General features: G+C 34.5%; 11 protein-coding genes and 1 pseudogene. 11 read left to right on the top strand and 1 reads right to left on the bottom strand.

Features of this window, described 5'->3' with window-relative positions:
* Positions 1-65: 65 nt before the first annotated feature.
* Positions 66-773, bottom strand: coding sequence for a DNA alkylation repair protein (locus MKY00_RS15935; RefSeq protein ID WP_016718017.1), 708 nt, complete (start codon positions 771-773; stop codon positions 66-68).
* A gap of 224 nt (positions 774-997) precedes the next feature.
* Between MKY00_RS15935 and MKY00_RS15930 the strand changes: the two genes are divergently transcribed.
* The 11 genes and pseudogenes from MKY00_RS15930 (at position 998) to MKY00_RS15885 (ending at position 12,549) form a co-directional block, all read left to right on the top strand.
* A complete protein-coding gene (locus tag MKY00_RS15930; protein ID WP_061182948.1) occupies positions 998-1,486 on the top strand; it encodes an antitoxin YezG family protein in 489 nt (162 codons plus the stop codon).
* 103 nt (positions 1,487-1,589) lie between these two features.
* Positions 1,590-1,964 (top strand): immunity 22 family protein, encoded by a 375-nt coding sequence (locus MKY00_RS15925; protein ID WP_016718015.1) that lies wholly within the window; start codon positions 1,590-1,592, stop codon positions 1,962-1,964.
* A 127-nt stretch (positions 1,965-2,091) separates the two neighbouring features.
* Positions 2,092-2,430, top strand: coding sequence for a DUF4064 domain-containing protein (locus tag MKY00_RS15920; RefSeq protein ID WP_016718014.1), 339 nt, complete (start codon positions 2,092-2,094; stop codon positions 2,428-2,430).
* Positions 2,431-2,531: 101 nt separating this feature from the next.
* Positions 2,532-2,861, top strand: coding sequence for a hypothetical protein (locus MKY00_RS15915; RefSeq protein ID WP_016718013.1), 330 nt, complete (start codon positions 2,532-2,534; stop codon positions 2,859-2,861).
* A gap of 56 nt (positions 2,862-2,917) precedes the next feature.
* Positions 2,918-3,874, top strand: coding sequence for a DUF3994 domain-containing protein (locus MKY00_RS15910; RefSeq protein WP_016718012.1), 957 nt, complete (start codon positions 2,918-2,920; stop codon positions 3,872-3,874).
* 155 nt (positions 3,875-4,029) lie between these two features.
* Entirely contained in the window at positions 4,030-4,485 is a 456-nt protein-coding gene (locus MKY00_RS15905; RefSeq protein ID WP_000591651.1) for a hypothetical protein, read from the top strand.
* Positions 4,486-4,859: 374 nt separating this feature from the next.
* Positions 4,860-5,151, top strand: a pseudogene (locus MKY00_RS30210) (S-layer homology domain-containing protein); the annotation flags it as partial.
* Positions 5,136-5,486 carry an S-layer homology domain-containing protein gene (locus MKY00_RS30205; protein WP_392387799.1) on the top strand — a complete coding sequence of 117 codons (351 nt, stop codon included), beginning with the start codon at positions 5,136-5,138 and terminating at the stop codon, positions 5,484-5,486. The pseudogene MKY00_RS30210 and the gene MKY00_RS30205, both read left to right, overlap by 16 nt.
* A gap of 290 nt (positions 5,487-5,776) precedes the next feature.
* Positions 5,777-6,529: a DnaD domain-containing protein gene (locus MKY00_RS15895; RefSeq protein WP_016718010.1), complete on the top strand. Its 753-nt coding sequence runs from the start codon at positions 5,777-5,779 to the stop codon at positions 6,527-6,529.
* A 109-nt stretch (positions 6,530-6,638) separates the two neighbouring features.
* The gene (locus tag MKY00_RS15890; RefSeq protein ID WP_016718009.1) at positions 6,639-10,058 is read left to right on the top strand and encodes a DUF4132 domain-containing protein; all 3,420 of its coding nucleotides are present in this window, start codon (positions 6,639-6,641) and stop codon (positions 10,056-10,058) included.
* 100 nt (positions 10,059-10,158) lie between these two features.
* The gene (locus MKY00_RS15885; RefSeq protein WP_016718008.1) at positions 10,159-12,549 is read left to right on the top strand and encodes a penicillin acylase family protein; all 2,391 of its coding nucleotides are present in this window, start codon (positions 10,159-10,161) and stop codon (positions 12,547-12,549) included.
* The last annotated feature ends 143 nt before the right edge of the window (positions 12,550-12,692 follow it).

Here is a 12,692-nt window from a genome sequence, read left to right as displayed (position 1 = left end):
AGTTGAATAACCTTAATTAAAAAGGTGTCAATCCTTCTCGAATTGACACCTAGGTATGAATTTCTTTAACATCTTACATACTTACGCTTGAAACCAAGTCTGCCTCTATCAAGTTCTTTCTGAATACTTTCAGAAGCATTTAACAAATTGCTTTTTTTATTATCACGTTTGACTTCAACTATACCAACTTCTTTTGCAATCTCGACTGCTTTTTCATGTAGTGGTACATATGAGATTGCCACAGTGTTTAGGAAATTATTCATAGCGGATTTTGTTCGTTCTGGAGAATGATGAATTGTATCTTTCACCATTTTAAGCATATCAGAAATTTTGCTTTCGGAAAATTCATTGTCTTTACGATTTCCTAAAAGCCAACAGTAGCAACTCCAGCCCGCAGACATTTTAAGCTCGTCCCCACTTGCAATCCATTTATCAGCAACGTCTTGCGCAATATTTGATTCTGATAAAGTGACTGCCACCACATAATCAGACAACATATAGAAATACGCTCCGTCTATCCAGCGATCAAAATCAGACTCACTCATAGCTTTCGGATCGGCAATAATGCCTGCAAAGTACATAGCATCGTAGTTGCCAGTGGCATACAGTTCCTCGGCTAACTCTTGATTGATTTTTATTTTCTTAGCAATTGGTTTCATAGCACCTGTAGCTACGCCAAAAACTGGCTCATGGGCACCGTTAGATATGTATATTTTTTTCGTACGTTCCTTACCTAGAGCTTCAAGTTCTTGCATGACTGTTTTAAAATCCATAGTTGTGCACTTCCTTCCTTCATGTAAGAGCCTTTTTAAGTCTTTCATATTTCTTATTTTAATACTAATTGTATTTAAGAGGTATGTCTACTTTCTAAAGGCATCGAAACTTGGTTTGATTTTTAGATGAACTACATTACACTTTAGTGTAAATAAAGAGCTAATTAAAAGAATGGTATAATATAGAAAAAGTAAGTGATGAAAATTAAATAGGGGGAATTTAATTGGAAATAAAACTGAATCAATTATATAGAGAGATAGCGGAAACGGTTCATGCCATGATTCCAGAAGAATGGGAGAAATTTTATTTTTATGCACAAATATCAGAAGATGGAGGGGGAACTTACTTTTTCTATAACAACTTCAGAAATAAAGAAAATTATAAGTATAGTGTAGAAATTCCTTTTAAATACGAAGTTGATGAAGAGGAGTTTGAAAGGAAAGAAGATTTTTTATATAAATTGAGTAAGGAATTAAGAAATGTTTTCAAAGATAATCAGCAAGAGCTTTGGTACTCTTTTACAATGTCTCTGGAACATAGTGGGGAATTTAACATGCATTTCGATTATACAAATTGGTTCGATACAGAATATAGTTTTAGTGATCAGATGATTATTTGGAAACATAAATACTTAGGTGAAGTACCAATTGATGAAAATGATAAAGAGCTAATTCATAAGTATGACAATGAATTTCCGAATAATCCTATTTGACTGAAAGGAAAGAAGAAATAGTTTTTATAAAAATCTCGACTTTTAAAGTAGTCAGTAAGTTATAAAATTGGTTCTGCAAGATAAAAAATAAAGGAGAACTACAATGGAAGTACACGGAATGGTTTCAATATGGTTCGGTAATATGCAAACGCAAGATCAGTTAGATGCATATATCGATGTTACATATGATGAAGAAGGAGACGCTATACCAGCAAGATTTTTTGTTGATTTTAATATAGATATGATTGATGTAGATGAGGATTTTATTGAAAAGGAAGTGTTAGAAGAAGCGAGTGATGACATTTCTATGTTATTAACGGGATGTTCATATGATGATAAAATAATCTCTCGAATTAAGAAAGTAGTTAAATTAAATAAATCCTATAATTCTATCGTTTTAATTTATAATTTTCAGTATGACAATCCGGCTAGTAATTTTGAAGGCTTTGATTTTATAACTGCAACAAGCTATCTATAATGGTAAGAAGGTCACTGTAAGGTAAGGAAGAATGAAAAGTATGTATAGTTTTTCCAATAAATATTTGGTATGATGGTGAATGGGAAAAATATACAAGTTGTTAGTGGCTCATAAAAGGAGGATAGTATTGAAAAGAACGCTTGAATTCGTACTAGGTTTAATTGGTGGCATTATAGGAATTATTATTTCCATACTATTAATAGTTGTAGCGTTTAATATTATGAAAGGTGTTGATTATGAACTTTTAGCTTATTACTCTATTATTTTAACGGTTCAAATAGGGTTGCTTATTTTATCATGTTTAGTAAACAAGGTTAATAATAAAGTTTATGGAGTTTGTATGATTGTGATTCCTATAGTTATGTTATTTATGTCATTATTCTTTTTGCTTATTCCAACAATATTACAAATTATGTCTGGTTCATTTGCATTTAGAACACTAAAGTTAGAATCGAATGTGGAATAAATATAATTATTTACGTCTGAATATTCGGTTTATTTAATGTTTTCATTTGTAGTTCAAATTAACATAAGGTACAAAGTTGTACGCTTTAGGAGGAGAAATAGATGATTATTTGGTCTGGTTGGGGTTTTTTAGTCGCAATTATTGTAATTATTAATACTCTTTTGGGTAATGTTATCTTTGAATCTATAACAGGAGATACTACATATTTTCAAGAGCATAGTTGGCCAATGGCGGTAATGTTTATTATATCAGGGGTTATGTCTTGGTATTTGGGTAAATATATTAATAAACCAGATGGGAAAGTTTATATAGATGCTGAAACTGGTGAAAAAGTTATGTTTAACAAAAAACACTCACTATTTTTTATAAAAATGGAATATTGGGGACCGATTCTAGGAGTTATTGCGATTGTAACTTTAATTACAAGATAAAAAAAGAGGCTGGGTATAGTAAGGATAATCGATTGAAGTAAAAGGGGAAATTAGTCATGAATGTAAAGAAACTACTAGGGGTAGCAGTTCCGGTCATGTTGTTATTTGGTTGTGGAGTGTCTGAGAAAACGAGCACTTCTAAACAGGAGAAAACGGAAGAGTCTAAAGTAAAAGAATCGAAGTCTAATAGCAAGAAAGAAAAAGTTTCAAAGGAAGACTATCCTAATAAAGTGTATAAATTAGGGGTAGAGTTTGATAAGTTGTTTGCGGAGCATAACAACATTACAAGAGAGGTTTTTGACGGTAAGAAAAAGAAATCAGATATAGTAGATAGTGTGAAAGAATTAAATAAAATGTTAGATAAATTTGAGTCGATAGATCCCCCTGCAGAGTATGTAACTCAACAAAAGGATTTTGAAAAAGCAATTGGTTATTTTAGAGAGTCTTTTTCTTTAATAAATGAAGTATTCACCCGAAAAGAAAAAAGAGAAAAAGGCGATAAGACTGATAAAGAGTTAATGGAGAAATCCGAAAAGTTAGTGAAAGAAGGAGATATTTACTGGCTTAAGGCATTCAAAGATCTTGAAGGGGATATTAAAATCGGTGACGGTACAGTATCTGTGAAAGATTTGAAAGAGTTAGATAAGAAAGCTGGAATTAATACGGATAACGTTATGAAGAATGTGAAAGATGGTACGGAATTAATTGGTAATTGGGGATTCAAAGGAACAGACGGTTTCATTATGTCACTTATTCTAAAAGGTGATAAGACATTTGAAACGTATGGTAAAGGTGAGTATCCAAATAAAAAGAATTATATTGAAGGAACTTGGGAATATGATAAGGAAGCTTTTACAATCTATTTACACCTCAATAAACGTTTAGTAGATGGTGTAGAAGATACAATTCAAAAAAAGAAAATAGCATATAAAGTTCAAGATTATGATGGGGAAAACTTACGATTATTTAATGAGGCTTCATTCAACACAATTAAGTATGTGAAGCAAAGATAAAGTTATGTAGGACTAGGTTTAAAAAACCTGGTCCTTAATTAATTTGTGGGAATGCAACTAATATTTTATCGTTGGCTTTGCCTATTTTATATCATGTTATTTTTTAATAAATTGATAAATGGAATTTAAATGTAAGTATGAGGAGTTGCTTAGAAATGATAAAGAAATTTACTAGAGTAGTACTAACTACGGTGATGCCAATTGGTCTTATCATGGGTTGTGGGAACGTTGAAAAAACTAAAGCAGAAGAACCAAAAACGGCGGAGAAAAAGGACTATACGGATTACTCATATGGAAGCAAAGGTATAGTAGTAAGCGGCAAAGCGAAAGAACGTCAACAATACGAGGTTGGATATATGGATGATAACAAGTTAATTGGGATTGACGAAAATATTGAGGACTGTATAGTGTTAGATAATAAAGATGAAGCAGGTCTTGTTTGGAAGCAAATAGAGCGTGGATCGATTATTGAAGTGCAATATGGTAAGGACCGCAATGATATTGTAGGCGTACAATTAGTAGGAGATCGTGAGCCATACGAAATTAGTGATAAGTTTGATCGAAATACGATAAACGAGATTGTCGAAAATGTTAAAGGAAATTTGCAATAGATGTATTCCGCTAGTATAGGATTTCTTATCATGAAATTATGATCAACGGCATTTTTTATATGAAAATGCCGTTGATTCATTTTAAAAAGTACATGTTGTTCTATTGAAGAAAATGAGTAAAAGGTATCCTAATCTATTTTTTGAGAAGTAGTAGTGTGCAAAAGGGGACAAGTTCTTTTGACGGCAATAGCAATTGGTTATAAAATAATGTCTGTTAAGGGATTTTCTAGAAAATATAATTCGCCTTCTGGGGATAAAATGAAAAGGTGGAATAAACATATTTTCATACATAGTAGATTCATAGTCTTTCACGAATGAGAAAATAAAGGGAGGTTGAGATATTTACACGGATAGTGTAGGTATCGATTACAGCAATGAATATTAAAAAACGAGTAATCGCACTATCAACAAGTTTAGTAATTTTAGGGAGTGCACCTTTATCAATATCAGCAGAAGAGATAAATAAATCTCATACTGACCAGCTTAGTATTGCACAAGGGGAGCGTGGAACGAACGGATTACGTTATTCTAATTTCAATCTAGAAACTCCAGATCACATGCAAATTAATGAAGCAGAAGTATCAGAAAATGAGAAAGTTCTTCTGGCAGAATATAAGCATAAACATTCTGAATCAGAAGAATTACATAAAATGAAAGAAGCGAGCAATTTGATTCAAATGAATTTAATCCAGCCTAGCTTGGAGTTAGTCGTAAATGGTGGCGGTATAAACATACGTAGCGGTGCAGGAATTATTAGCGGTCGTGGTGGTGGGATTTTTGATCCGAATGCACCCATCACTCGTGCATCTATCATGATTGACAACGCATTACAGTATAAAGGTGTTACAGGTGAATTAGTCGCATTACCATTTAGGGATAAACATTTAATCACATACAAACAGCCTACAGATAGTTACTGGTGTTGGAAATATAATGGTACAACAACTCGTGGTGAAGCAGCTGCCTTTTTAGTGAAGATGTTAGATGCAAGTCAAAAATAGAAAGAATGATAAAGGAGCTATCCAAAATGAGAATTTGGAACAGCTCCTTTTTATATAAGCCCTTATTAAGCCCCTTCCAAGCCCCTTATAAGCACCTACCAAGTAATAAATCACTAAGAAAAAACAAAACAAAAACAACTACAAGAACAAAAAAGCGCGAAAAAATAAAACCGTCGTTGTAGTAGTTAAAAAAATTTGGAATTCAACTGCAAAAACCAAGCCCTCACTCCTATATGTATATTGAAGGATTGAAATCTACCTTTTTATGAATAAAAGGGGGAGGTAAACATATGGCGGTGTACCGTAATGTGCAAGTGAACTTTTGGCAAGATGAATTCATATTAGATTTAACGCCAGAGGAGCGTTATTTTTACATATATTTGTTAACTGGTACGAAAACGAAGCAATGTGGAATTTACGTATTACCGAAGCGTGTGGCAGAACTTGAAACAGGCTACAATATGGAGACTGTTGAGAAGTTATTAAATAGGTTTGTTGAATACGGAAAGATTTTATACGGTGCGGAAACGAAAGAGTTATACATCATAAATTGGTTACATTATAACCCTATTTTAAATACGAATGTAGAAAAGTGTGTGTTACGTGAATTAAAGACTGTGAAAAATAAAGATTTCGTACATATGTTTTTACGTAAATGCCTGGAAGAAGAATGGAAGATTCCATTGTTATTGCAGTATTTTGGTATGCCAGAAGAAGAGGATACTAGTAGTTTACAAGAAGTTGTTGAAGAAATAAAAGATGTGGAAGTGGAAGAGGACACTCCACATAGTGAAGTTTATAAGTTTTACGAGCAACATATAAGTAGTCTATCCCCATATATCGTGAAGGAATTGAAAGAGTGGATACGAAAAGTTTCAGGAGAGAGAGTATTAGAGGCACTTAAAATTGCATTTGAACAGAATAAGCGAACGTTTGCTTATGTGAAGGGGATTTTGAGGAATTGGTGTAGCAAATATGGTGGAGAGAAGTGTGTAATGGGTAGTTTAGAGAGAAGGAGAAGTGTTTTGAGTAGTGTGTTTTAATTTACATTAATTTAATGTAGAATGTATGTTCGTTTTGGTGGGTTTTATGCTATACTACCATTAAATAAGGATGTTTTTATAATGGATAAAAGATGCGGGGGAACAAAGTTTGACTACAAATACAGCTCAGCTGTTTCAATATATTCATATGACAGAAGAACAGGAACAATTATCACTGCTATATTTACAAACAAAAGAAGAAGAGATTTTGAAAGATATTCAATTAACGACAATTCGAGATCAAAGAAGAGGCGATTTTGCTGAGCGGTTTATAAATGATTTTAGGAAAGTGCATAAGCAAGATCCAGCTTTCTTACGATTATTCTATTATTTGTTAGGGGAGCAGTTGTTAAATGTTCTTATAATAAGGTTTAAATATGTGGATTTTTCTAATATGAAGGTTTATTTAGAAAAAAGTGCACTTCCATTGGATCAACTTGTAGTAATTGCATGTAAATATTTAACTAATATCTCTAGTTATGTGAATGAGGCGTATAGTTTTCTGAAAGAGTTAACAAAAGAGAATCCGAACTATATAGAGAGACAATTACATACTTTACTAAATAAGCAACAACTATCACTACTTCTCGTAATGTTTGAAGTAGATTATGAGAGGTTCCATACGTATAGCTCTTTATTGGAAGAGAGATTAAAAGAACATGCTGAATTTATTTTGAATTTGAATGGGGAAAAGGAAAAGATTGAAGCAACTGAAAGATATATAAAAGGTGAAAGTGATAGGGAATTATTTTTAGGTGGAAATTTACCGGACTATATTTGGCGACTGTTATTTCATGTTCATAAGTATTCAAACGTTGCGAGGCGATATGTGGAAATATTAGCAAAGAAAAACGTGTGGGGGTTTATGAATTATGCTACGCGCTATATGTGTCATGCTCTTGGCCAGCCTCAAAACTACAAAAGAACAGGTAGTGTAAATAAGAAAACGTATGAAGAAATTCAAAGTTTTTGTAAACAGTTTTGGATTGCTGAGGAAAGGTTTTTTGCGCACCGCCTGAGGCAACATAATTTGAATAGTGAAGACTTCTGTAAGACGTATGAATATGAATTCCTTTGCTTTATGTTGGAAGAAAATCCGGAATTTGTTCAACGCACTTTGCAATATGTAAGTAAAATGAATTATCTTATTATCGCGCGAACGTTAGCTGAAAAAGGACATGAGCTAAATAGAGGGAAAATGCGAGAAGAATTTTTTGTTGCTGCTTTGCAAATTAAATTGTCTACAATACGTGATACATATTGTGATTATTTACTAGGGAAAGTGTCACTTGAGGATATGAAGCACATACTTAAAAATCCGAAATATAGAAGTATGTATTGGGCCATGCCGGTGTTAGAGGTTGCACTCCTTTGGGATATAGATGATGTAGCAAAAAGGGAAGCTGTACTTACACTACAATTCGGAGATGAATATAGTGTTAATTTATACGAACTTCTTTACGAATGCTCTGTCAGAGGGATAGAACCGAAACAAGTATTAGAAGAACTTCTTTCGTATGGGCTAAGTAAGGAAAAGCTGATTGCCTATGCAGTTGAACAAGCTGCATGCTACAGTGAAGAGAGAAATGAGGCGAAGGAAGCGCTTGTTCATGTCATTGTAAAAGAACAAGCGTATATAATTGAACGGTTTGATGAGTATTCTGCTGTTGCCAAAGCATATATTTTAGAAGAGTTAGCAAAGGATAACATGATTAAAATGCGTCCCATTTTAATTAAAACTTTAGGGGATTCATCTAAAAAAATGCGTGAGTCTGTAGTTAAACTTCTTTCAAGAGATGTAGAAGCTGCAGAGGATGTAGCGCTGGAACTTCATAATAAAAAGAAAATTGTCCGTGAAAATGTGATGAAACTGCTTATAGAGTATAAGATTGAAAAATATACAGAACTTGTACAGGAAGCTTTGCAAGATAAGAAGAATGCCTCTTTTGTTGAGAAGTTTGCTCCGTTACTTGAAACGGAGAGAAACTCAGAAAGTATAGAAGAACTTTGTGGACGTATCGTAACGGAACAAAAAAGAAATTCACTTATGCAATTGATTGGGGATGAACCACAAATCCGTCTTCGTCATTCTAATGAAATTGCCGATGCTACAATTCCATTAGCTTATTTGCAGCAGTACATTTCAGATTCTGTTATTGAGAAGAAAGAGGCAGCTGAAGCGATTGGGAGTACTTTAAATGAACAGGACTTGAAAGAATGTGTGCAAGAAATATATCAAACATGGATTTCTCAAGATGCAGATGTGAAGAAACGCGGTATTCTTTCGTTATATGGAATATATAGTGATGACAAAATGGTCGGCATACTGAAAAAGCAAATCGATGAATGGGTGCTCGATATGCGAGGGAAAATTGCAGCTGATGCTGTTCGGGCTTTAGGCTTGTCCTCATCTAAGCTTGCACTTATGTCTATTCATACAATGGCCTTTAAATATAAACATAAACAAGTGCGTAATGCAGCAAAAGAAGCACTAAGTCTCGCTGCAAAAACGCGTGGTATAACGGAAGAAGAGCTGGAAGATCAACTAGTACCAAATCTTGGTTTCAATATACGTGGTGAGAAGGAAATTGATTTTGGGAATAGATGTTTTACGGCCATATTAACTGCAGAGTCAAAAATTGAATTAGAGACAGAAGAAGGGAAACGTATGAAGTCGCTTCCAAAGCCGAATGCAAAAGATGATATAGAAAAAGCTGAATTAGCTAAGAAAGAGTTATCTACTTTAAAGAAAGAGCTTCGAAGTGCTCTTTCCATGCAGAAACAACGGTTGGAAGCTGCTCTATCAAGAAAGCGCTATTGGTCATATGACTCCTGGAAGTCGGTATTTCTAGAGAATTCAATTATGAAGCAATTTGTAACTTCACTTATTTGGGGTGAATATATAGAAGGGAAGTTACTGAAAATGTTCCGTTATGCGGAGGATGGTACGTTTTATTCAATGATAGGAGAGAATCATGAATTTTCGTCTGGAACCGTGATTGGTTTCATTCATCCGTTAGAATTATCCGAAACGGAAAAGGAAATGTGGAAAGAGCAACTGGAACATTCGAAAATTGTCCAGCCATTTCTACAAATTGAACGTCCTGTGTTTGTAGTAGAGGAAGACGATAAGGTTACTGTTGAGAGATTTGGTGGTATTTTATTAAATGGTCGCTCGTTATTCGGTAAGATGACGAAACTTGGATGGATTCGCGGATCAGTTCAAGATGGCGGTGTGTATTATACGTTTTATAAAGAAGATACTCGCACTGGATTAGGGGCACAACTGTCATTTAGCGGAGCACCAATTGGCTATGAAGACGAAGAAGATATATGTGTGTATGACATTGAATTTTATAAAGCAGGTACAGTGAATCGTGGTTCATATGAATACGATGAAATTGATGATGAAAGACGCATTGTGCCAAAAAAAGTAGATAAGTATTTCTTTAGTGAAATATTATATGATGTACAATTAGCGACCGATTCAAATCTTGGTTATAATGAAAGCTGGCGTAACAAACGATAAAAATTCCCCCTTCATTTGTAGGAAAATGAAGGGGTTTTTCAAATTTTCTAAAAGGTTCTTTCAAAATAGAAGCGAATAGTTTGAGGAAGGAGGGGGTTATATGGAAGTTGTTATAAAAAAGAAACGAACTCGTGGTAAGAGAATTTTTATTTGGTCTAGTAGTATCGTCCTTTTGTTGGTTATATGTACAGCGATTTTTTTGAACATATATACGCTTAAATCTGTGCCAAAGATAGATGGAACGATAAAGCTAGAGGATTTACAACGTGCTGTTACGATAAAGCGAGATAGTAAAGGTGTACCGCATATTAAAGCGGAAAATGCACACGATTTATATTTTTCGCAAGGGTATGTACAAGCGCAAGATAGGTTATTTCAAATGGATTTAAGTAGAAGGCAAGCTTCTGGGATGTTAAGTGAGGTTGTAGGGGAAGCAGCTATTGATCGAGATAAGTTGTTTCGAACGCTCGGTTTACGGCGAGCAGCCGAAGCGTCTGTTAATCAATATGATGGAGAAGCGAAATATGCTCTGCAGTCATTTGCTGATGGGGTGAATGCCTTTATACGCGAGGCAAAAGAGGAAAAGAAATTGCCAGTTGAGTTTACTATATTAGGCTATGAACCTGCTGAATGGTCCATTGTGGATACGTTAACGATTGGAAAGTATATGGCGTTTGATTTAGGGGGACATTGGCACGGACAGGCATTTCGATATTGGGCGCTGAAAAATTTGCCGAAAGAGCAAGCAAATGAGTTATTTCCTACATATCCGAAAGATGCGCCTAGATTGCTAGTTGAACTAAAAAATACAAATGTAGACGTAGCACAAAGTTTTGCAAAAACAATCATTCCACCAGAGTTTAATGGTAGTAATAACTGGGTTATAAGCGGTGAGAAGAGTGCGTCTGGTAAGCCGATGTTAGCGGATGATCCTCATTTATCTCTTGCGACGCCTTCTATTTGGTATCAATCGAAACTTGAAATGAAAGATTTGAATGTGAGTGGCGTTATTTTCGCTGGCGTACCAGGTGTTATATTAGGTCACAATGACAAAATAGCATGGGGCGTTACGAATACCGGCCCTGATGTACAAGATTTATATATTGAAAAGCGAAATCCTAATAATGAAAATGAATTTCTATATAACGATAAGTGGGAAAAAGCGACTGTTCTGGATGAATCTATTAAAGTAAAAGGTGGAAAGACAATACCGTATAATGTTACAGTTACGAGGCACGGTCCAGTCATTTCAGAGTTTGCGGATAAAGGGAAAGAGAAAACGAAAACAGTATTTGCTTTAAAGTGGACTGCTTTGGAGCCTTCCGCTGAGTTAAAGGCTGTATTAAATATGAATAAGGCGAAAGACTGGAATGAGTTTGAAACGGCTCTTCAAGACTTCCATACCCCAACTCAAAACTTTGTATTTGCATCAAATGATGGCACAATTGCTTATAAAGCAAATGGAAATATACCAGTGCGTAAAAAAGGTGATGGTAGTCTGCCAGTGCCAGGATGGACAGATGAATATGAATGGGAAGGGTATATCCCATATGATCAACTTCCAAAAGTAATCAATCCAAAACAAGGGTTTATTTCTACTGCGAATAATAAAATTGTTGATGATCATTATCCGTACCATATTAGTAATACGTGGGCGCAGCCATATAGGCAAATGCGTATTCAAGAGTTTTTACAAGAGAAGGAAAAGTATACGGTGAAAGATTTAGAAGAGTTACAGATGGATCAAAAAAATTTATACGGGAAAGAGTTTGCTCCTATATTTTTAAAAGAGTTAAATAAAGCATCTTTAAATGAAGTAGAGAAAGAGGGCGTAAAACAATTAACGAAGTGGAATTTTTACGATAGTAAAGATGAATCGGCACCGTTAATATTCCATCTATTAATGAAAGAGATTTCAAATACGTTATTTTCAAAAGAAATACCGAAAGATGTGATGGAGTTATTTGAAGGAAAGGCACAAGTTGTTGATGAATTAATTCGAAAAGAAGTAGCAGGAGAACATAGCGCTTGGTTTATGAAGTACGGAGGCTTCACAAAAGTTGTGCATACATCGTACGAGAATGTAATGAAGAAATTACAGAAGGAGTATGGACCAGATGTTACGGAGTGGAAGTGGGGCGATTACCATCAACTTGCTTTTACACATCCAATCTCCAAATCATCTAGTATGTTAGCATTACTTGCATTTAATCGCGAAAAACCAGTTCCAATTGGCGGAAGTCAAGTTACCGTTCAAGCAGCAAGTTACGGCGATAACGGTATCGTCAATCACGGAGCTTCTTGGCGATTCGTCATTGATACGAAAGATATGTCAAACGGTTATCATATTGTAGGGCCAGGACAATCAGGAAACTTTAGAAGCGATTGGTATCATGATCAAATAGATGATTGGGTAAATGGCACGTATCATACGACTACATTGAATACGGAGGGGATAGAGGGGAAGGTGTTAACTTTGCAACCGAAATAATATTAGAAGAGGCTCTTACTATAGGTAAGGGTTTCTTTTTTGTTATATGACAAGATTTGACAAAAAAATCTGTGGAACTTTGTTATAATTTCTTTTGGAATATTTTGTTTATAGTTTTACAGCAATAAGCATACATGTATTCT

The organism is Bacillus sp. FSL R9-9834 (assembly GCF_038006905.1).
Lineage (GTDB): Bacteria > Bacillota > Bacilli > Bacillales > Bacillaceae_G > Bacillus_A > Bacillus_A pacificus.
Note: the sequence above shows the minus strand (reverse complement) of the source record. Positions and strands in the feature narration are given on the sequence as shown.